Origin of the sequence: Mesorhizobium sp. L48C026A00, assembly GCF_000502375.1 — a bacterium.
Lineage (GTDB): Bacteria > Pseudomonadota > Alphaproteobacteria > Rhizobiales > Rhizobiaceae > Mesorhizobium > Mesorhizobium muleiense.
Genome location: NZ_AYWU01000023.1, coordinates 134,156 through 154,387 on the forward strand (window position 1 = coordinate 134,156; position 20,232 = coordinate 154,387).

16 protein-coding genes, 1 pseudogene and 1 riboswitch are annotated in these 20,232 nt (G+C 62.8%); of the genes and pseudogenes, 9 read left to right on the top strand and 8 right to left on the bottom strand.

Annotated elements, in window-relative coordinates; translation table 11 throughout:
* The first annotated feature begins 2 nt into the window (after positions 1–2).
* On the top strand, positions 3–1,010 hold the full coding sequence (locus X738_RS71555; protein ID WP_023802182.1) for a magnesium and cobalt transport protein CorA: 1,008 nt from the start codon (positions 3–5) through the stop codon (positions 1,008–1,010).
* 199 nt (positions 1,011–1,209) lie between these two features.
* Here the strand turns inward: X738_RS71555 and X738_RS71560 are convergent, their stop codons facing one another.
* A complete protein-coding gene (locus tag X738_RS71560; protein WP_023802183.1) occupies positions 1,210–1,728 on the bottom strand; it encodes a GcrA family cell cycle regulator in 519 nt (172 codons plus the stop codon).
* Between the two features lie 355 nt (positions 1,729–2,083).
* Here X738_RS71560 and X738_RS71565 point away from each other — a divergent pair, with 355 nt between their 5' ends.
* The 3 genes from X738_RS71565 to X738_RS71575 all read left to right on the top strand — a co-directional run bounded on the left by X738_RS71565 (position 2,084) and on the right by X738_RS71575 (position 5,369).
* Entirely contained in the window at positions 2,084–3,283 is a 1,200-nt protein-coding gene (locus X738_RS71565; RefSeq protein ID WP_023802184.1) for an aspartate aminotransferase family protein, read from the top strand.
* A 16-nt stretch (positions 3,284–3,299) separates the two neighbouring features.
* On the top strand, positions 3,300–4,211 hold the full coding sequence (argF, locus tag X738_RS71570; protein WP_023802185.1) for an ornithine carbamoyltransferase: 912 nt from the start codon (positions 3,300–3,302) through the stop codon (positions 4,209–4,211).
* A gap of 147 nt (positions 4,212–4,358) precedes the next feature.
* Positions 4,359–5,369 carry an Hsp33 family molecular chaperone gene (locus tag X738_RS71575; protein WP_023802186.1) on the top strand — a complete coding sequence of 337 codons (1,011 nt, stop codon included), beginning with the start codon at positions 4,359–4,361 and terminating at the stop codon, positions 5,367–5,369.
* Positions 5,370–5,570: 201 nt separating this feature from the next.
* Here X738_RS71575 and apaG read toward each other — a convergent pair whose 3' ends face one another.
* Entirely contained in the window at positions 5,571–5,963 is a 393-nt protein-coding gene (gene apaG, locus X738_RS71580) for a Co2+/Mg2+ efflux protein ApaG (protein ID WP_023802187.1), read from the bottom strand.
* 259 nt (positions 5,964–6,222) lie between these two features.
* On the opposite strand from apaG, the gene X738_RS71585 reads away from it, so the two are divergent.
* Positions 6,223–7,377 carry a ceramide glucosyltransferase gene (locus tag X738_RS71585; protein ID WP_023802188.1) on the top strand — a complete coding sequence of 385 codons (1,155 nt, stop codon included), beginning with the start codon at positions 6,223–6,225 and terminating at the stop codon, positions 7,375–7,377.
* 47 nt (positions 7,378–7,424) lie between these two features.
* Here X738_RS71585 and X738_RS71590 read toward each other — a convergent pair whose 3' ends face one another.
* Entirely contained in the window at positions 7,425–8,615 is a 1,191-nt protein-coding gene (locus tag X738_RS71590; RefSeq protein ID WP_023802189.1) for an O-succinylhomoserine sulfhydrylase, read from the bottom strand.
* 73 nt (positions 8,616–8,688) lie between these two features.
* Positions 8,689–8,766: riboswitch (SAM riboswitch) on the bottom strand.
* A 125-nt stretch (positions 8,767–8,891) separates the two neighbouring features.
* On the opposite strand from X738_RS71590, the gene X738_RS71595 reads away from it, so the two are divergent.
* Together X738_RS71595 and X738_RS71600 are read left to right on the top strand one after the other, a co-directional pair.
* Complete coding sequence (locus tag X738_RS71595) at positions 8,892–9,986, top strand: 2'-deoxycytidine 5'-triphosphate deaminase (RefSeq protein ID WP_023802190.1); 1,095 nt, start codon at positions 8,892–8,894, stop codon at positions 9,984–9,986.
* Between the two features lie 93 nt (positions 9,987–10,079).
* Complete coding sequence (locus X738_RS71600) at positions 10,080–10,853, top strand: ABC transporter substrate-binding protein (RefSeq protein ID WP_023802191.1); 774 nt, start codon at positions 10,080–10,082, stop codon at positions 10,851–10,853.
* Between the two features lie 177 nt (positions 10,854–11,030).
* On the opposite strand, the gene araD1 is transcribed toward X738_RS71600, so the two are convergent.
* From araD1 to chvE, 4 genes are all read right to left on the bottom strand, one after another.
* Positions 11,031–12,023 (bottom strand): AraD1 family protein, encoded by a 993-nt coding sequence (gene araD1 / locus X738_RS71605; RefSeq protein WP_023802192.1) that lies wholly within the window; start codon positions 12,021–12,023, stop codon positions 11,031–11,033.
* A gap of 287 nt (positions 12,024–12,310) precedes the next feature.
* Positions 12,311–13,603 (bottom strand): multiple monosaccharide ABC transporter permease, encoded by a 1,293-nt coding sequence (mmsB, locus tag X738_RS71610; protein ID WP_023802194.1) that lies wholly within the window; start codon positions 13,601–13,603, stop codon positions 12,311–12,313.
* Positions 13,600–15,207, bottom strand: coding sequence for a multiple monosaccharide ABC transporter ATP-binding protein (mmsA, locus tag X738_RS71615; RefSeq protein WP_373420473.1), 1,608 nt, complete (start codon positions 15,205–15,207; stop codon positions 13,600–13,602). Before mmsA ends, mmsB begins: the two co-directional genes overlap by 4 nt.
* Before the next feature lie 23 nt (positions 15,208–15,230).
* Entirely contained in the window at positions 15,231–16,295 is a 1,065-nt protein-coding gene (chvE, locus tag X738_RS71620) for a multiple monosaccharide ABC transporter substrate-binding protein (RefSeq protein ID WP_023802196.1), read from the bottom strand.
* Positions 16,296–16,630: 335 nt separating this feature from the next.
* Between chvE and X738_RS71625 the strand changes: the two genes are divergently transcribed.
* Positions 16,631–17,620 carry a LysR family transcriptional regulator gene (locus tag X738_RS71625; RefSeq protein ID WP_023802197.1) on the top strand — a complete coding sequence of 330 codons (990 nt, stop codon included), beginning with the start codon at positions 16,631–16,633 and terminating at the stop codon, positions 17,618–17,620.
* Positions 17,621–17,763: 143 nt separating this feature from the next.
* Positions 17,764–18,762 carry a L,D-transpeptidase family protein gene (locus X738_RS71630; protein WP_023802198.1) on the top strand — a complete coding sequence of 333 codons (999 nt, stop codon included), beginning with the start codon at positions 17,764–17,766 and terminating at the stop codon, positions 18,760–18,762.
* 846 nt (positions 18,763–19,608) lie between these two features.
* On the opposite strand, the pseudogene X738_RS81145 reads toward X738_RS71630, so the two are convergent.
* Positions 19,609–20,040 (bottom strand): annotated as a pseudogene (locus X738_RS81145) (phage holin family protein).
* Positions 20,041–20,232 lie beyond the last annotated feature (192 nt).

A 20,232-nucleotide genomic window follows, 5' to 3' on the forward strand; every position in this document is an offset into this window, starting at 1 on the left:
CGATGGAAACCGTTCGGAACCTGACGCCGGCCCCGCCGACATCGGCCATCGTCGCTTCCAGCGTCTATACCGCCGGCCGGCGTGTCGCCGACATTCCGATCGAGGAAGCCGGCGAATGGGCCAAGAAGCCAGGTCATGTCGTCTGGATCGGCCTGCTGGAGCCGGACCGCGACCTGTTGCTTCGTGTCCAGGCACAATTCCACCTGCACGATCTGGCGATCGAGGACGCCGAGCATCCGCATCAGCGGCCGAAGATCGAGCAATATGGCGATGCGTTGTTCATCGTTGCCCGCACGGCTCAACTGATCGACAGGCGCGTCACCTTCGGCGAGACGCATCTGTTCGTCGGCGCCGGCTACATCGTCAGCGTCAGGCACGGTCCGTCGACTTCTTATGCCGCCGTTCGCCAGCATTGGGAAAGCTGCCCGCATTCGCTAGCCAAAGGCGAGGATTTCGTCCTCTATGCCATTCTCGATTTCATCGTCGACAACTACATGCCGGTGCTCGAGCAGATCGAGGACGAGGTCGAGGCGATCGAGGACAGGGTTCTGCTGAAGCCGATGACCGGCTCCGACATAGAGCGGCTCTACATGCTGCGCCGCGATCTCTTGCGCCTGCGCAACGCCGCGCTGCCGCTGGTGGAAGTCTGCCGCCGGTTGACCAGCGCCGACCTGCCGCAGATCCATGCGGCCATGCACCCGCTGTTCCGCGACGTCACCGACCACATCCGCACCGTCCAGGAGAAGATCGACAGCTTGCGGGAGGTGCTCGCATTTGCCTTCGAGGCGAGCCTCCTGGTTGGCCAGAGCCAGGAAACGGCGATCACCAAGAAGCTCGCCTCATGGGCTGCAATCCTGGCGGTGCCGACGGCGCTCGCAGGCATCTACGGCATGAACTTCAACGACATGCCGGAACTTAGGATGGAATATGGCTACCCGGTCGTTCTGGGAGCGATTATTTTGGTCTGCTCGGTTCTCTACTGGCGCTTCCGCAAGAGCGGCTGGCTGTGAAGAGTAGGGCAGTAGAGCAGTAGAGCAGTAGAGCAGTAGAGCAGTAGAGCAGTAGGGCAGTAGGGCAGTAGGGCAGTAGGGCAGTAGGGCAGTAGGGCAGTAGGGCAGTAGGGCAGTAGGGAAAGATGGCGCCTCACGAGCGCAGTCTTTTGCAGTTCACCCCATATGTACTGCCGTACTCCCTCACTCCCTTACTCCCCTACCTACTGCGCCGCCGCTCCGAAGCGGGCTGAAACGCAACGCGGGCGTGATACTTGCAATAGGGTCCGGTTTCGGCCGCGTCGTTGCCGCAGAAATGGAACTCCTCCGAAAGCGGATCGCCATTCGGCCATTTGCATGTCCGCTCGGTCAATTCGACGAGCTGCAGATGCCGCGAGATCGGCACGACGACGTTCTCGACCGGACGGACATAATGACGCGTCACCGGTACGGCGTCGAATTGCGCCTGCAGCGCGGTCGCGCCGATCGACGTGGTGATATGCCGCGCAGTGCTCGCGGCCCGCGACACCGATTTCTGCACGCTCGATCCCTGCACGCTCTTCTTCTGGCGTGCCGGCGTGGCAGTCGCGCGTCCGCGGCCCGACAGTTTCAGCCGATGCACCTTGCCGATGACGGCATTGCGGCTGACACCCCCAAGCTGTGCGGCGATCTGGCTGGCGCTCAGCCCCTCCGACCACAATTTTCTAAGAAGTTCGACCCGCTCGTCAGTCCAATTCATGAGACCGCGCTCCTGCTGAAATGTGCGGCGATCGGAATCCTTCCACGATCCGGCTTCCGCCGGGCAGACACCACATATATCGGGTGATTAGGTCCGCCGCACGAAATCTAGTTATTTCTCGACCTATAAGTACCTTATGCGCTGACTCGGTGACAAGAGTCCGAAGGCCAACACGAATCGGTTTTTTCGGTTTTCCCCAACTTGCCCGGTCGCTGATGAGCCGGCGTCTCGCTGGAAAGCTTGCCGCGCGTCCTTGCGCGACGTTTTCGTTGACTTCATGGCCGAAAAACACGATAAGCCGCACAGGCCGCCGCTTTGGCGGCTTTTTGATTTTCCGGTTCCGGAGACGCATATAATGAGCGGTTCGGCGCTTTTCGAGACCTTTACCCGCGCGCCCCTGGCCTTCGACCATGGGGAAGGCACCTGGCTGGTCACCGACAAGGGCGAGCGATATCTCGATTTTGGCGGCGGCGTTGCCGTGAATTCGCTGGGCCACAGCCATCCGCATCTGGTCTCGGCACTCACCGAGCAGGCGGCCAAGCTCTGGCATGTCTCCAACCTCTACGAGATTCCGGGGCAGAGCCGTCTGGGCGAGCGGCTGGCCGACGCAACCTTCGCCGACAAGGTGTTCTTCACCAATTCCGGCGCCGAGGCGCTGGAATGCGCCATCAAGACGGCGCGGCGCTACCATTTCGTCAAGGGCCATCCCGAGCGCTTTCGCATCGTCACCTTCGAAGGCGCTTTTCATGGCCGCACGCTGGCGACCATCGCCGCCGGCGGCCAGTACAAATACCTGGAAGGTTTCGGCCCCAAGGTCGAAGGTTTCGACCAGGTCGGTTTCGACGACATCGAGGCCGTCGAAAAGGCGATCACATCAGAGACCGCCGCGATCCTGATCGAGCCGGTGCAGGGCGAGGGCGGTATTCGCCCGGTGCCGACACAGTCGCTGAAGCGGTTGAGGCAGCTCTGCGAACAGCATGATCTGCTGCTGATCTTCGACGAGGTCCAGTGCGGCATCGGCCGCACTGGAAAACTGTTCGCGCATGAATGGGCTGGCGTCACGCCCGACATCATGGCCGTTGCCAAGGGCATCGGCGGCGGCTTCCCGGTGGGCGCCTGCCTTGCCACCGACGAGGCCGCCGTCGGCATGACCGCCGGCGTGCACGGCACCACTTTCGGCGGCAATCCGCTGGCGATGGCGGTCGGCAACGCCGTGCTCGACGTCGTGCTGGAAGACGGGTTTCTGGAGGATGTGCAGCGCAAGGCGTTGCTGCTGAAGCAGGGGCTGGCGGGCGTCGCCGACGAATTTCCCGATGTCATCGAAGACATCAGAGGCAGCGGCCTGATGCTCGGCCTGAAATGCGCCGCGCCCAACACCAAGGTGAATATGGCATTGCGCGACCAGCATCTGCTGGCGGTTCCTGCCGGCGACAACGTTCTTCGCCTGCTGCCGCCGCTCACCGTCACCGACGCCGAGATCCATGAGGCGCTCGACCGCATCCGCGCCGGCGCCCGGGGCCTGTCGGACGCCATCGCCGCGGCTGCGGCGAAATAACAGTCGGAAGACCCACATGAGCCTTCGCCATTTCACCGATCTTTCCGCCGTTTCCGAGGGCGATCTGCGCCTTATGCTGGACGATGCCGTCGTGCGAAAGGCAAGGCTCAAGGCTGGCGAGCGGACAAAACCGCTTGAAGGCAAGGTGCTGGCGATGATCTTCGACAAGCCGTCGACGCGCACGCGCGTGTCCTTCGACGTCGGCATGCGTCAGCTCGGCGGCGAGACCATCATGCTGACCGGCGCCGAGATGCAACTCGGCCGCTCCGAAACCATCGCCGACACGGCCAAGGTGCTGTCGCGCTATGTCGACGCGATCATGATCCGCACCACATCGCATGACCGGCTGCTGGAACTGACCGAGAACGCCACCGTCCCCGTCATCAACGGGCTGACCGACGATACCCATCCCTGCCAGCTGATGGCCGACATCATGACCTTCGAGGAGCATCGCGGCCCGGTCGCCGGCAAGACGATCGCCTGGACCGGCGACGGCAACAACGTGCTGCATTCACTGCTGGAGGCCTCGGCGCGGTTCCGCTTCAACCTCAACGTCGCCGTGCCGGAAGGCAGCGAGCCGGCGCAGAAGCATGTCGACTGGTCGAGGGCGCATGGCGGCAAGTTGAACTTCACCCGCTCGCCCGAGGAGGCCGTCCAGGAGGCCGACTGTGTCGTTACCGATTGCTGGGTGTCGATGGGCCAGGAGCACCGTGCTCGCGGCCACAATGTCTTCTCACCCTATCAGGTCAATGCGGCACTGATGGCGAAGGCAAAGTCCGACGCCTTGTTCATGCACTGCCTGCCGGCGCATCGCGGCGAGGAGGTCACCGACGAAGTCATCGACGGCCCGCATTCGGTGGTGTTCGACGAGGCCGAGAACCGGCTCCACGCGCAGAAGGCGGTTTTGGCCTGGTGCCTCGGCGCTTGATCCGGGTCACCGTGATCCGGGCCGCCGTTATCCCGGCCGCCTTGATCCGGGAGTGCGTGATGCCTATCTCAGGCGCATCACGCAAATCGAGCGCGTTTCGACGCATGCGCCCCGGAGGGCGGCATCGCCGCGCCCCGGAGCTTTGTCATGTTGGAAACCCGTCAATTGGCTGAACATCAACCCAAACTCGGCGAATTCGGCTACGCCGGCGACGATCATGTCGTGCCTTTCGAGGTCGGCCCGCTCGACGTGCGCGGCCGTACCGTCCAGCTCGGGCCGATGCTCGACGCGATCCTCGGTCGGCATGACTATCCCGAGCCGGTCGCCCGCCTGCTGGCGGAAGCTTGCGTGCTGACGGTGCTGCTCGGCACTTCGCTCAAATTCGAAGGCAAGTTCATCCTGCAGACCCGCACCGACGGGCCGGTCGACATGCTGGTGGCGGATTTTTCCACGCCGCATGCGCTGCGCGCCTATGCCCGCTTCGACGCCGACCGGCTGGAGGCACTGACGTCTGCCGGCGAGACCTCGCAGCGGACGCTGCTTGGCAGCGGTGTCCTGGCGCTGACCATCGACCAGGGCGCCCACACGCAGCGCTATCAGGGCATCGTCCAGCTCGACGGCGAGACGCTCGAGGAGGCCGCGCGCACCTATTTCCGGCAGTCGGAGCAGATCCCGACCGATCTCAGGCTTTCGGTGGCCAAGCTGTTGACGCCCGGCATCGGCGGTGCCCGCGAGCAATGGCGCGCCGGCGGCATCCTGGCGCAGTTCCTGCCGCAATCGCCCGAACGCATGCGCGTGCCCGACCTTCCGGGTGGCGACGGCGATCCGCGCGAGGAGATCCATGATCCGGCCGACAATTCTTGGCAGGAACTGCTCGCGTTGCTTGGCACCATCGAGCCGACGGAACTGATCGACCCGACGATCGGCGCCGAGCGGTTGCTTTACCGGCTGTTCCACGAGCACGGCGTGCGCGTCTTCGGCGGCGTGCCGGTAGCCGACCAGTGCTCATGCTCCAGGGAGAAGATCCGCGGCATTCTCGGAGGCTTCTCCGCCGACGAGATCAGGGACAGCACCGAGGATGGCGGCATTCACGTCGCCTGCGAATTCTGCTCGAAGCAATATGACTTCGACCCGGCGGAATTTGCTGCGGCTCAATAGAATTGAAATCACTGACGAAGCGTTGGCGCTGCCCCTCACCCTTACCGTCTCCCCGTGAAGAACGGGGAGAGGGGGCACCAGCGTTGCGACAGGTTGTCCAGTTGATAGATAGATGGGTTCCCTTTTCCCCGTTCACTATACGGGGAGAAGGTGCCGGCAGGCGGATGAGGGGCAGCACGACCTTCCGGCCATCTATCTCTCTCAGTTCACCGTCCGCCGCGTGCCCGGCAGGTCGAGCGAAAAGGCGGGGATGGCGACGTCGAACGTCTCACCCCGCTTATTGCGCATCGTGTAGTGGCCGACCATGATGCCGGATGGCGTCGAGAGTGGGCAGCCAGACGTATACTGATAACTATCGCCGGGATTGAGTTCAGGCTGGTCGCCGACAACGCCGGCGCCGCGCACCTCCTCGACCCGGCCGGTGCCGTCGGTGATCTGCCAGTAGCGCGACAGAAGCTGCACGAATTCATCCGACTGGTTGTCGATGGTCACCTGGTAGCCCCAGACATAGCGGTTCTCCGACGGGTCGGAGCGATCTTCCAGATAGAACGGCCTGACCTGCACTTCGATGTCGCGCGTGACGGCGCTGTACATAAATCACTCCACACTATGCAGACGGAACATTCGACCCTCTCCGCAGTTCGGTCAATGGGGTGCGTCCCCTCGGTGTCTGCCATCGTTGCCCGAATTTGTTAAGCGCAGGTGCCGAACAACAATGTCATTTAAGTGACACGTGACAATGATGGTGTGCAGGGCCGGGGATGGTGTGCAGGGCCGGGCGACTCAGCATTCTGTCGAACTGTTGAAAACGGCTTTCATACGGCCGGTTTTTTTCTGGAGCGACCAGATATTGATGGAATTGACAGTCACAGCCGCCTTGCTTTCCATAGCTCTGCTTGTTGTCAATCTCGCCAGCATCCTGCTCGCTTCGTTGAAGCTGAAGCGGCCTGGCAGGATCACGCCGCCAGCCGCCAAGGCGCCGCCGGTGTCGATCGTCGTGCCGTCGCGCGGCGTCGAGCCGTTTACCGAGGAGACGCTCGAGCGCGCCTTCTCGCTCGACTGGCCGCACTATGAGCTCATCTTCTGCGTCGCCCATGCCGACGACCCGGTGGTCGGGCCGATCACCGATGCGATCGCCCGCTTTCCGGCCGTGCCGGCCCGGCTGCTGGTCGGCGACGACCGCATCAGCGGCAATCCGAAACTCAACAATTGCGTGAAGGCCTGGGAGGCCGCGCGCCACCACTGGGTCATCCTTGCCGATTCCAACGTCCTGATGCCGAGGGACTATGTCCAGCATCTGATGACGGCATGGCGGCAGGACACCGGCCTCGTCTGCTCGACGCCGATCGGCTCGCGGCCGGACGGGTTCTGGGCGGAGGTCGAATGCGCTTTCCTCAACACGCTGCAGGCGCGCTGGCAATATACCGGCGAGGCGCTCGGCCTCGGTTTCGCCCAGGGCAAGAGCATGCTGTGGAACAAGCCATTGCTCGACGCCAATGGCGGCATCCGTGCGCTTGCCGCCGAGATTGCAGAGGATGCCGCCGCGACCAAGCTGGTCAACGGGCTCGGACTGCGCGTCAACCTCGTTGCCGCGCCCTTCGAACAGCCGCTCGGCTTGCGCACATTTGGCGAAATCTGGTCGCGCCAGGCCCGCTGGGCACGCCTGCGTCGCGTCACCTTCCCACTGTTTTTCGCGCCCGAGATCCTGATCGGAGCGGCGCCGCCGCTGGTGCTTGCGCTGGTTGCGGCAGCAGGCGCCGGTTTCAGCCTGCCGGCTACCGCCATCGCGGTGCTGATAGTCGCCTATCTGCCGGAATGCGCTCTCGCCTCGGCCAAGGGCTGGCACCTGTCGCTGCGCATGATCCCGGCGATGGTTGCGCGGGACGTGATGCTTCCCGCCATCTGGGTGCGCGGCTGGCTCAGCGGTGCCGTCGACTGGCGCGGCAACACGATGACCATCCAAACCAGCGCCGTTGCGGAATTGGAAGAGACGCCGTCGGGCGCCTGACCGCGCCTGCTTTGACAGATCAGAGCGCAGCAGTTCGGCGCGTATCCCTACCTGGCGGCTTTCAAGGCCTGCTCGATGTCTTCGAGCAGGTCGTCAGTGTCCTCCAGTCCGACGGACAGCCTGAGCGTGCCTGGCCCGATGCCAAGTTCGGCCCGCGCCTCGTCGCTCAGATTCTTGTGTGTCGTCGTCGCCGGATGGGTGATCAGGCTCTTGGCGTCACCGAGATTGTTGGAGATCAGCACGACATCGAGCGCGTTCTGGAAGGCGAAGGCCGCCTGCTTGCCTCCCTTGACGTCGAGGCAGATCAGCGTCGAGCCGCCCGACATCTGCTTCTTGACGATCGCCGCCTGCGGGTGATCGGCGCGGCCGGGATAGATGACGCGGACAATTTCCGATCGCTCGGCGAGGAAGTCCGCGATCCGGCCGGCACTTTCCGTCTGCTGGCGCACGCGCAGCGGCAGCGTCTCCAGGCCCTTCAGCAGCGTCCAGGCATTGAAGGGCGAGAGGCTGGGACCGGTGTGGCGGAAGTAGTCGTGCAAATTCTCGTCGATCCACTTCTTGTCCGACAGGATGATGCCGCCGAGGCAGCGCCCCTGGCCGTCGATGTGCTTGGTCGCCGAATAGACGACGATATGGGCGCCGAGTTGCAACGGCTTCTGCTGCAAGGGCGTGGCAAAGACGTTGTCGACGATCAGCCGCGCGCCGATCGAATCGGCAAGCGAGGCTACGGCTGCGATGTCGACGACCTCCAGCGTTGGATTGGTCGGGCTTTCAAGGAAGAACAACTTGGTGTTGGGCCTGACCGCCTTTTCCCAATTGGCGATGTCGGTGCCGTCGACCAGCGTCGCCTCGATGCCGTATTTCGGCGCCAGCGTCTCGACCACCCAGCGGCAGGAGCCGAACAGCGCGCGCGCCGCCACGATGTGGTCGCCGGCCCGGGCACTGCACAGCAACGCCGCCGCCACCGCCGCCATGCCGGATGCGGTGGCGCGGGCATCTTCGGCACCTTCCAGCGCACACATGCGCTTCTCGAACATGTCGACCGTCGGATTGGCATAGCGCGAATAGATGAAGCCCGGTTCCTCGCCCTTGAAGCGGGCTTCCGCCGCCTGCGCCGTGTCGTAGACATAGCCTTGCGTGAGATACATCGCCTCGGAGGTTTCGCCGAAGCCGGAACGCAGCGTTCCTGCATGCACGAGGGCGGTCTGAGGCTTCCAGTTGCGCGTGTTGCTCGTCATCACCTTGTTCCAAACACAAAAAATGGTCCAAACACAAAAAAACCGGCCGCGAAAGTCGCAACCGGTCGTACGGCCTTTCGGCCCGACGGTCCTTTAGCGACTTGTTTAACGTGGCTGCAAGCCGACCGGCCAAATCACCACGGGATAACGATCCTTTAGACCTGCACCGCGCTTGCGTCAATTGCCGGCATGATTAAGAGGTTTGTACCAGCGGGTTCCACGGCAAGAACCTGCGACAAGACGAGACCACGCCCGGCCTTCGAGCGGAGCCAGACTTTGCGGCAGACAGGCATTCTTCCGGATCAGGATATTTCCGCGCTGTACCAGTCGGGCGCGCTGAAGTCGCCGCGCGCGCTCGACGCCGACCAGGTCCAGCCGGCCAGCCTGGACCTCAGGCTTGGCGACAAAGCCTGGCGGGTGCGCGCCTCCTTCCTGCCCGGCCCCAACCACAGGGTTGCTGAAAAACTCGACCGCCTGAAGCTGCACGAAATCAATCTCACCGATGGTGCGGTGCTGGAGACGGGCTGCGTCTATATCGTGCCGCTGCTCGAGAGCCTGGCGCTTCCGGCAAACATTTCCGCCTCGGCCAACCCAAAAAGCTCGACCGGGCGGCTCGACATCTTCACCCGCGTGATGACCGATCGCGGCCACGAGTTCGACAAGATCGCTGCCGGCTACAACGGCCCGCTCTATCTCGAAGTCAGCCCGCGCACCTTTCCGATCGTCGTCCGCGCCGGCTCGCGGCTGTCGCAGATCCGGTTCCGCACCGGCAACGCGCTTTTGTCGGAAAGCGAGCTGCACGAATTGCACCGTGCCGAGACGCTCGTCGCCACCGAGCCGCCGAACATTTCCGGCGGCGGCATCGCACTGTCGATCGACCTCGATGGCGACAAGGACGGGCTGGTCGGCTACCGCGGCAAGCACCACACCGGCCTGGTCGATGTCGACAAGCGCGCCGCGCAGGATGTCGTCGATTTCTGGGACCCGCTCTACAAGAGCGGCGCCGGCGAACTGGTGCTCGATCCGGACGAATTTTATATCCTCGTCAGCCAGGAAGCGGTGCATGTGCCGCCGCTCTATGCCGCCGAGATGACGCCCTTCGATCCGCTGGTCGGCGAATTCCGCGTCCACTATGCCGGTTTCTTCGATCCGGGTTTCGGCCATTCGGCCTCGGGCGGCACCGGCAGCCGGGCCGTGCTCGAAGTGCGCAGCCACGAAGTGCCGTTCATCCTCGACCACGGCCAGATCGTCGGACGGCTGGTCTACGAGCACATGCTGAAGCGGCCGCAGGCGCTCTACGGCACAGATCTCGGCTCGAACTATCAGGCGCAGGGCCTGAAACTGTCCAAGCATTTTCGCGCCGCGCGCTGATCGCCCACTATGATCAGACCATGCTTGCCTGACCTTACGGGTCGTGCTTGGCTGTCTTAGCCGTCAATACGGTTGGAACAAGGGGAACAAAAAATGCAAATTTCAAGATGGATCGCATCGGCGGCAACAGCCGTCATGCTGGCGATGTCAGTCGGGTCCCTGTCGGCGCAAGCACAGGAAAAGTTGAAGATCGCCACTGAAGGCGCCTATCCGCCGTTCAACACCATCACCGCGGATGGCAAGCTCGTCGGCTTCGACATCGACATCACCAATGCGCTTTGCGCTCAGATGAAGGTCGAATGCGAACTTGTCACGCAGGACTGGGACGGCATGATCCCGGCGCTCCAGGCCAAAAAGTTCGACGCCATCATCGCGTCCATGAGCATTACCGAGGAGCGCAAGAAGCAGGTCTCCTTCACCAACAAATATTATACGACGCCGCTTTCGCTGGTGGCCTTGAAGGACAGCGATATTGCCTCGACCGAACCGGCGGCACTCGCCGGCAAGACAGTCGGCGCCCAGGCTTCGACCACCCAGGCCGACTATGCCCAGGATGTCTATGGCAAGGCCGGCGCCGAGGCGAAGCTCTATCCAACCCAGGAGGAGGCGGTCGCCGACCTGATGAACGGCCGTCTCGATGCCGTCCTTTCAGACAAATTCGTGCTGATGGACTGGATGAAGAAGTCGAGCGACGACTGCTGCAAGATGGTCGGCGACGTGAAGGGCACGGAGACCGAAGCCGGTATCGCCGTGCGCCAGGAAGACAATGCGCTGCGCGAAAAGCTCAACGCCGCAATCGACGCGATCGTCGCAGACGGCACCTACAAGAAGATCCAGGCCAAATATTTCGACTTCGACATTTATTGAGAGGTCGAAGCTGCCAATCTCCCCCCTTGAGGGGGAGATGGCCGGCAGGCCAGAGGGGGTCGGTCCGGCCGGGCCCGGCTCTCTTTATCGCAGATGCAGGGGGCTGGCGCTCCACGCGAGACGACCCCCTCTGTCGCCCTCGGCGACATCTCCCCCTCAAGGGGGGAGATCACGCCGTCAAAGCGCCTTGACCGCCACCTTCACCGGCTGCTCGATTTCAAGCGGGTTGCGCAGCGGCAGGCCGAAATCCTTGGCCTCGATCTCGAAGACGTCGCCGGCCTCGGTCCTGACGCCGTCGGCGAAGGACAGTGTCGCCGTGCCGAACATGTGCACATGCACGTCGCCCGGCTGGCGGAAGGCCGAATATTTGAAGTGGTGATGTTCGAGATTGGCGATGGTGTGCGACATGTTCGCCTCGCCCGACAGGAACGGTTTTTCCCACAGCAACTGGCCGTCGCGGAGGATGCGCGAGGAACCCCTGACGTCGGACGGCAGCTCGCCGATCAGGATCTCCGGTCCGAACGAAGCGTTGCGCAGCTTGGAATGCGCGAGGAAAAGATAGTTCACGCGCTCGGTGACGTGATCGGAAAACTCGTTTGACAGCGTGAAGCCCACGCGGAACGGGACGCCGTCGTCGCCGATGACATAGATGCCGGCGACTTCCGGCTCCTCGCCGGCATCCTCGGCGAAGGCGGGCGACAGAAGTGCCGCACCGGGCGCCACTGCCATGGTGCCGTTGCCCTTGTAGAACCATTCCGGCTGCACGCCGGTCTGGCCCTTGGCCGGCTTGCCGCCCTCCAGCCCCATGCGGAACATCTTCATGGAATCGGTGAGCTGCTCCTCGCCGTCGCTGCTGAGCTTCTTGTGCATGGAATCGCGGGTCGCGGCGGAGCCGAGATGTGTCAGCCCGGTGCCGGTGAGGTGGAGATGCGCCGGGTCGGGATGGTTGATCGGCGACAACAGCCGCCCCTTCTTGTAGGCGGCATCGAGGTCGACCGCTTCACCAAAACCCTTGCGCTCGATGAGGGCGACAAGCCCGGTGCCGGTGCGCGCGGCCTCCATCGCCAGCGAATAGACGCTGCGGGCGCCGTTGATGATTCTGGTCTTGCCCCCGTTGCGGGCGACGACGCGGATGGTCTCCGCCTCGTCGAGGATCTGGGAAATCAGCATGACGTACCCTCTCTCAATTGCCTTGGCCGGCCTGCCGGTCTGGCAAGCTTTTCCTGGCGCAGCTCGGACGGTGTCCGCGCCACGGGTGAAATTCTTCGTCCGGATTGCGCTCGCGGGCCCGGTCCCCTAGGGGGACTTCCTTGCGTCGCCCGGCAGCGCCGCGATGTGACCCGTGCCTCCTAAAAGCGCGCCGCTTGAAAACGGGCCCGCTTTGATCTTTGCTTTCATGCGTGCCGTTGTCCCAACACGCTGCACACGTTTGGCGACATGCATGAGTTCCCTCGCCCTCAAGCCTTGTTCTTGTTGTAGACGTCGAAGACCACGGCGCCGAGCAGCACCAGGCCTTTGACCACCTGTTGCCAATCGACATTGACGCCCATGATCGACATGCCGTTGTTCATGACGCCCATGATGAAACCGCCGACCACCGCGCCAACAACCTGACCGACGCCGCCCATCGCCGAAGCGCCGCCGATGAACACAGCGGCGATGACGTCGAGCTCGCTGCCGAGGCCGGCCGCCGGCACCGCCTGGCCAAGGCGCGCCGCAATAATCAGCCCGCCGAGCGCCGAGAGCACGCCCATATTGATGAACACCATCAGGGTCAGCCGCTCGGTCTTGATACCCGATAGCTGCGCCGCCTTGGCATTGCCGCCCATTGCGTAGATGCGGCGGCCGACCGTCATGCGTTTGGTGACGAAGACGAACAGCGCGATCAGCACGCCCATCACCACGAGAACGATTGGCAGACCCCTGTAGGTGGCGAATTGGTAAACCAGAAACAGCGCCAGGGCGCTGGTCACCAGGGTCTTGACGACGAACAGCGAGAAGGGCTCGGCTTGGTAGCCGTGCCGCTCGCGGCTGCGCCGTGCCCTGAGCCCGAAATAAGCATAGGCGACCACGGCGACGATGCCGAGCACGATCGTCGTCATGTGCAGCGTCAGGCCGCTGCCGACGATTGTCTTGCCGGCGGCGTTCACGACCGGCGGTATCAGCGTCAATGAGCCGATCACGTCGGGAATGAAGCCGGAACTGAGCGCCTTGAAACCGACCGGAAGCGGCCCCACGGAAGACCCCCCACCCAGCAGCGCCTGGCAGATGCCGCGGAAGATCAGCATCCCCGCCAGCGTGACGATGAAGCTCGGTATTCGGTGATAGGCAATCCAGTAGCCTTGTGCCGCGCCGATGGCACCACCGACGATCAGGCAGATGATCGACACCACCAGCGGATTGCTGAAAGGGCCGAGAGGCCAGATGACCATCATCATCGCCGCCAGCGCGCCGATGAAACCGGCGACGGAGCCGACGCTGAGATCGATATGGCCGGAGACGATCACCAGCAGCATGCCCAGCGCCATCACGATGATGAAGCTGTTCTGCTGCACCAGGTTGCTCAAGTTCACCGGTTTGAACAGCGTTCCGGACGTCGTGTACTGGAAGAACACCATGATGGCGATAAGCGCCAGGATCAGACCGTATTCGCGCAGGTTGGTGACCAGCGCCGAGACAGCAATGCGCGGCCCTTGCTGCACATCTTCGGCGACGCCGCTTTTCGGGACGGGACCGCTTTCGGTGCTCATGATGCTTTTCCTTCTCCGCGAACGATGGCGCGCATGATCTTTTCCTGGCTGGCATCGCTCGCCGCCATTTCGCCGACGATGCGTCCTTCGTTCATGACATAGATACGGTCGGTGATGCCGAGCAGTTCGGGCATCTCGGACGAGATGACGATGATCGCCTTACCCTCCGAGGCGAGCCGCGCGATGATCGTGTAGATTTCATACTTGGCGCCAACGTCGATGCCGCGCGTCGGCTCGTCGAGGATCAGCACCTCCGGATTGGCGAACAGCCATTTCGACAGCACCACCTTCTGTTGATTGCCGCCCGATAGATTGCCGGTCATCTGATAAACGCTGGACGAGCGGATGTTGGTCTTGGCCTTGTAGTCGTTGGCGACGGCGAGCTCGCGCATGTCGTCGATCACGCTGTGGCGCGACACGCCGGGAAGATTGGCCAGCGTGATGTTGTGCTTGATATGATCGATCAGATTGAGACCGTAGGTCTTGCGGTCTTCGGTGACGTAAGCAATGCCGTGTTCGACTGCCTTGCTGACAGAGGAGACATCGATGGGCTTGCCCTTAAGCAGCACCTCGCCGGTGATGCGGCGGCCATAGGAGCGGCCGAACAGGCTCATCGCGAATTCGGTGCGTCCGGCGCCCATCAGCCCGGCGATACCTACCACCTCGCCCTTGCGGACGTCGATATCGATACCCTTGATCACTTGCCGCTCGGCATGGATCGGATGATAGACCGACCAGTTCTTCACCTGGAGCACGACCTCACCGATGTCAGGCTCGCGCGACGGATAGCGGTCGTCCAGCGAGCGGCCGACCATCGAGGTGATGATGCGGTCTTCCGAGATGTCCTTCTTGGGCAGCGTCTCGATCGTCCGCCCGTCGCGGATGATCGTGACCTTGTCGGCGACCCGGTTGATTTCGTTGAGCTTGTGCGAGATCAGGATCGAGGTGATGCCCTGCCGCTTGAATTCGAGCAGCAGGTCGAGCAGCGCCTGGCTGTCCTTTTCGGACAGGCTCGCCGTCGGCTCGTCGAGGATCAGCAACTGCACTTCCTTGCTGAGCGCTTTGGCGATCTCGACCAGTTGCTGCTTGCCGACGCCGATATTGGTAATCAGCGTCTTGGGGTCTTCCTTGAGGCCCACCTTCTTGAGCAGAGCGCTGGTGCGCGTCTCGTTGGAATTCCAGTCGATGATGCCGTAGCTGGCGTGTTCGTTGCCGAGGAAGATGTTTTCGGCGATCGACAGCATCGGCACCAGCGCGAGTTCCTGGTGGATGATGACGATGCCGCGGCGCTCGCTGTCGTGGATGCCTTTGAAATGGCACTCATCGCCGCGATAGACGATTTCGCCATCATAGGTGCCGGCTGGATAGACGCCCGACAGCACCTTCATCAGAGTCGACTTGCCGGCGCCGTTCTCGCCGACAACGGCGTGGATCTCGCCTTCCTCGACGCTGAGGTTGACATTCGAAAGCGCCTTGACGCCGGGAAACGTCTTGGTGATGTCACGCATCTCCAAAATCGTCTGGGCCATCGGGAATACCACTCCTGCGAGGTCCGGAAACATACCGGGTCGTTCACTGGCGAAGCGGGGCCCTGCGTTGCGCAGGACCCCGGGTTTTACGTCTGCGGTTACTTCAGCTCTTCGGCCTTGATGTAGCCGGAATCGACCACCAGGGCCTGGTAGTTCGACTTGTCGACATCATGCGGCGTCAGCAGGATCGAGGGGACGACCTTGACGTCGTTGTTGTAGGTCTTGGTGTCGAGGCCCTCCGGCTTGCCGCCCGAGAGCACCTTGTCGACGAGCTCGACCGTCGCCTTGGCGAGTTCGCGGGTGTCCTTGAACACGGTCGAGTACTGCTCGCCGGCGATGATCGCCTTGACCGAAGCGGTTTCGGCGTCCTGGCCGGTGACGATTGGCCATGGCTGATCGGCCGTGCCGTAACCAACGGCGCGCAGCGAGGCGATGATGCCGCGCGACAGGCCGTCATATGGCGAGAGCACGCCATCGACGCGGCTGCCATCCGAGTAGTGGGCGGAGAGCAGATTGTCCATGCGGGCCTGGGCGGTGGCTGCCAGCCAGCGGAGCGTGCCGACCTTGTCCATGCCCATCTGGCCGGATTTCACGACGAGGGTCTTGTCGTCGATCAGCGGCTGCAGAACGGACATGGCGCCGTCGTAGAAGAAGAAGGCGTTGTTGTCGTCAGGCGAGCCGCCGAACAGTTCGACGTTGAACGGCCCCTTGTTCTCGGGATAGCCGAGGCCCTTGAGCAGCGATTTCGCCTGGATGACGCCGACGCCGAAATTGTCGAACGTGGTGTAGTAGTCGACATTCGGGGTTTTCTTGATCAGCCGGTCATAGGCGACGACGACGACGCCGGCGTCAGCCGCCTTCTGCAGCGCGTCCGACAAGGTGGTGCCGTCGATCGAGGCGATGATCAGCGCCTTTGGGCCCTTGGTGATTTCGTTTTCGAGCTGGCTGAGCTGATTGGGGATATCGTCCTGCGCATATTGCAGGTCGACAGTGTAGCCCAGAGCCTCGAGCTGGGACTTGACGGCGTCGCCGTCGTTGATCCAGCGCTGCGAGGTCTTGGTCGGCATCAGCACGCCGATGAGGCCTTCGCCTGCCTGCGCCGGGACCGTCATGGCCGCGATGCTAAGGGCCGCGACGGCGGCCAGTGTCTTGATGATCTTCACATTAACTCTCCCTGGTTGATGGACGCGCCCCCTGGGTTTCGTGGGCCGCGCGATCGTGCAGGAGCGCCAAAACGCGCCGCTGCCGCCATATCGATCTCCGGTATCCTCCCAATCGGCCCTGAGACTCTGGTTCCGGTCGATGCGATTTTTCTCGCTGGCGACGGTCAGGTTTCAGGACGCGCAAAGGTGTGGCGCTTTGCCATAACTGTCAAATGCGATCTTTGGTAGTTGCTATACCCAAACTGGTATACTGAAAGTGGCCAAAAGAATTGAAAGTGGCCAAAAGATCGGGCCGGGATTGCCGGCCGGCCACCAGCGAGGAGCAAACGGAGATCATGGCGGCGCTACGGGATTCTGGCGGACTTACAGAGGGTTATGGGAAAGGTCCCGGCAGGAGTGAGACCTTGCTGCGCAGCGGCCTCAGTCTGCGCCACATGCGCATGATCGCAGCCCTCGACGACCATGGCCGGGTCAGCGCGGCAGCCCAGGTCATGAACATCTCCCAGCCCGCCGCCTCGCGCATGATCGCCGAGATGGAGGCGGTGCTCGACGTCAAGCTGTGCGAGAGGCTGCCGCGCGGCATCACGCTGACGCCCTATGGCAAGGCGTTGGCGAGGCGCGCGCGTTCGATCCTGCTCGAGATGCGCGAGGTCGACCGCGAGATATCCGAGCTCAAGGCAGGCAAGGGCGGCTCGGTGTTCCTGGGCGCGGTGACGGCCCCTGCAATCGAGCTCGCCGTGCCGGCGATCCGCGAGATCCGGCGCATCTATCCGCGTATCGAGATCACCATGCAGGTCGAGACCTCCAATGTGCTGGCGCGCGAACTGATCGCCACACGTCACGATTTCATCATCGCGCGCATCCCCGAGGACCTCAATCCGCGGCTGTTCGAGGCCCGCGTCATCGGCGTCGAAAAAGCCTGCCTCATTGTGCGCCGCGGCCACCCGCTGGCCAAGGGCAAGGCGGTGCGGCTGGAGCAGACCGCCGCCTATGACTGGGTTTTCCAGTCGGGCGGCTCGCCGCTGCGCCAGGCGATGGAGAGCAATTTCCTGAACCGCAACATCGCGCTGCCGGACCGCATCCTCAACACCAGCTCGCTGCTGCTCACCCTGGTCATGGTCGCGCAGTCGGACGCCATCGCGCCGGTGTCGATCCAGGTGGCGAAATTCATCCAGAACCCCGAGGGGCTGGCCGGCGCCATCGACGTCGTCCAGACCGAATTCGACATCGAGGTCAGGCCTTACAGTCTGATCACCGTAAAAAATCGCGTGCTGTCGCCGGCGGCCAAGATGCTGCACGACTTCATTTTGCGAGAGGTGGGCTGACGGCGTTAAATCAAGCGATCCGTTGCCAATTCACTCTTCCGCCATGTCGCTTCAATCAGAATATCGCTCGAGCGAAGGAACCACACAGGGCCGTGCCGCGTCATAGAAGCGGGCTCCTGTGCAGGTCCCCAGGGAGGCTATCTATGATCAGGCTTCTCCTCGTCTTCGCCGCGTTGCTTGCCTTCGCGTGCGGCGGGGCGCGTTCGGCCAAGCTGGACCTGGCGACCGTTAATCAGGCCCAATTCACCGCCGGTGAACCGAACGATCCGACGCTGCTCAAGGCGCAGATCCTCTTGGATCGCGCCCGCTTCTCGCCGGGGCTGATCGATGGTCGCCTCTCAGAGAACTTCGCCAAGGCAGTCGGCGCCTTTCAGCAGGCGAACGGACTCCGATCCGATGGCAAGCTCACTGCGGAGACCTGGAGCAAGCTCACGGCGACCTCCGCCGACCCGGTGCTGGTCACCTATGAGGTGACGCGCAAGGATTTGCGCGGACCTTTCACCGGGCGTATTCCGGCTCGCATGGAGAGGATGGCCCGTCTGCGGCGGCTCGCCTATCGCAACGTGTTGGAGCAGCTGGCGGAACGCTTCCATGTCAGTGAAAAGTTGCTCAGGATGCTCAATCCGGGCGCCGGCTTCAGGAAGCCCGGCAAGACCTTGATCGTGCCTGATGTTGGCCGCGGCGATCCTCCCGCCGGCGTAGCCGGCATCGAGGTCGACAAGGGCGCTCGCCTGGTGCGCGTGCTCGATCCTTCCGGCAAATGGCTCGCAGTCTACCCCGCCTCGATCGGCAGCGATGAAAACCCGGCGCCAAGCGGCACGGCGGAGGTCAAGCGCGTGGTGCGCAATCCGACCTATCACTACGATCCGGATTTTGCCTTCAAGGGAGTCAAGACCAAGCGTCCCTTCACCATCGCTGCCGGGCCGAACAATCCCGTGGGGTCGGTGTGGATCGATCTCTCCATCGAAAGCTATGGCATCCACGGCTCGCCCGAACCCGGCAAGATCGGCACGACCTTCTCGCATGGCTGCATCCGATTGACCAATTGGGATGTCGAAGATCTCGGCTCCATGGTGCAGCCGGGCACGAAAGTCGAGTTCAAGGACGAGATCGCCCGCGCCGTCGACGAGCTTGCCCCGTAGCAAAGCGGACTGGCCCGCCACCTGCTCTCGCAAGCCCGGGCGCGCGCCGGAGACGATGCCGGATGACGTCCTATGGACCTGACCTTCAGGCCGGTGGCGAGCTACGAGGTGGCTGAAGACTCGTCCGACGGCCCCGGCAAACGATCGCGAATGGCTTCCTCAGTTCTGTTTGCGGTCGATTCCACAACTTTGCCGACCTTGCCTGCTAGGGGGCCTGCATCTCCACCCGAGCCTTGCCGGTCGGTCTCTTCCTTGANGGCGCGTCGGAGCCGCTATCTCGCTGGCGCTTGAGCCGAGCTGTCCGGCGGTTTTTGTCATCCTCTCCTTGGCGCCCGTTGCAGCGTTTGCTGCAGCTTCGGCCGCGCCGCTTGCTGCCGATGTAACCGAACCGGCGGCATCGGAGAGCATCGCCCCGATTCCGGACGCTTCGCTGCCCTGGCTGAAATCCTCATCGCTGCGCGGGTCGGAGAACGCGTCACGAGCCGTGTCTGTCCGATAAGCGGCGGCAGCTGAGTTGGTTGCCGACGTGCCGTCGCCCAGCATCAGCCAAGCCAAGCCGGCTCCAATCAACGTCAGCGGCAACGGGTTGTCCCTGACTTGCGACTTAAGATTGCCAAGCATGGCAGACCCCTCGCCGCCGGAAAACATTCCGGTAAATTCGTCGATCAATTGACCCGGTGTCATCTTGCTGCGGATCGAATCGGCGGTGTCTGCTATTTTNCATTCCGGTAAATTCGTCGATCAATTGACCCGGTGTCATCTTGCTGCGGATCGAATCGGCGGTGTCTGCTATTTTGGCCCGGGCGATGTCGGCATCGCGTTCAAGCTCGGCTGCGGATTTTTCGCTCATCTTATTTGATCCTTGATCACGCGTGCATCGCGCTTCAGTTGGTCTTGTGTGCGATCGGGCGTCAGCTCGGAAGGAGCCATGCTTTTCGTGCCAGAGCGCAAGAGAATGATCCCCAGTACCGCGACGACGATCCCGACCAGCAGCGAGGACTATCCCGCTCCCAGGCCGGCACTCGCCAGGGCGATTACAAGTGCTTGCAAAAGCACCATCAAGGCTGCGAGAAGGCATATGGCGCCGGCCAGAACCTCGGCTGCGCCTGCGCCGGCCTTGCTGATTTTTTCCGACATTTCGGCCCGCAGCAGCCTACTTTCGGTTTGAAGCAGGGTTGTGACCTGCTGTGCCAGATCGCTGACGAGGGTTGCGAGGCCGCGACTTTCCTGGTTGTTGATCAGGTTTCCGCTCCGGGCTTTCGCCGGCCCAGTCGCCACCGCCTCGGTGCACCGGACCTCAAAGGCTCATGGTCGGACTGCATAATGACGCGCCACGCTTAGCTCTCATTAAGGTCAAAGCTCACCGGAAGGTTGTAGTCTATTGCACGATTGGCAATCATGTTCGCCAGGTCGGAATCTGAGACCGAACATGCCGGTACGATCTGTTTGAGCGCCTTAACGGCGAGCCCC

What these genes read in the sequence shown, in the direction of transcription:
- X738_RS71630 (WP_023802198.1), top strand. Translation starts at nt 17,764, where the DNA reads ATGATCAGGCTTCTCCTCGTCTTCGCCGCGTTGCTTGCCTTCGCGTGC.
- araD1 (WP_023802192.1), bottom strand. Translation starts at nt 12,023, where the DNA reads ATGCTGATTTCCCAGATCCTCGACGAGGCGGAGACCATCCGCGTCGTC.
- argF (WP_023802185.1), top strand. Translation starts at nt 3,300, where the DNA reads ATGAGCCTTCGCCATTTCACCGATCTTTCCGCCGTTTCCGAGGGCGAT.
- X738_RS71555 (WP_023802182.1), top strand. Translation starts at nt 3, where the DNA reads ATGGAAACCGTTCGGAACCTGACGCCGGCCCCGCCGACATCGGCCATC.
- X738_RS71560 (WP_023802183.1), bottom strand. Translation starts at nt 1,728, where the DNA reads ATGAATTGGACTGACGAGCGGGTCGAACTTCTTAGAAAATTGTGGTCG.
- X738_RS71565 (WP_023802184.1), top strand. Translation starts at nt 2,084, where the DNA reads ATGAGCGGTTCGGCGCTTTTCGAGACCTTTACCCGCGCGCCCCTGGCC.
- X738_RS71625 (WP_023802197.1), top strand. Translation starts at nt 16,631, where the DNA reads ATGGCGGCGCTACGGGATTCTGGCGGACTTACAGAGGGTTATGGGAAA.
- X738_RS71575 (WP_023802186.1), top strand. Translation starts at nt 4,359, where the DNA reads ATGTTGGAAACCCGTCAATTGGCTGAACATCAACCCAAACTCGGCGAA.
- X738_RS71590 (WP_023802189.1), bottom strand. Translation starts at nt 8,615, where the DNA reads ATGACGAGCAACACGCGCAACTGGAAGCCTCAGACCGCCCTCGTGCAT.
- X738_RS71585 (WP_023802188.1), top strand. Translation starts at nt 6,223, where the DNA reads ATGGAATTGACAGTCACAGCCGCCTTGCTTTCCATAGCTCTGCTTGTT.
- apaG (WP_023802187.1), bottom strand. Translation starts at nt 5,963, where the DNA reads ATGTACAGCGCCGTCACGCGCGACATCGAAGTGCAGGTCAGGCCGTTC.
- X738_RS71600 (WP_023802191.1), top strand. Translation starts at nt 10,080, where the DNA reads ATGCAAATTTCAAGATGGATCGCATCGGCGGCAACAGCCGTCATGCTG.
- mmsB (WP_023802194.1), bottom strand. Translation starts at nt 13,603, where the DNA reads ATGAGCACCGAAAGCGGTCCCGTCCCGAAAAGCGGCGTCGCCGAAGAT.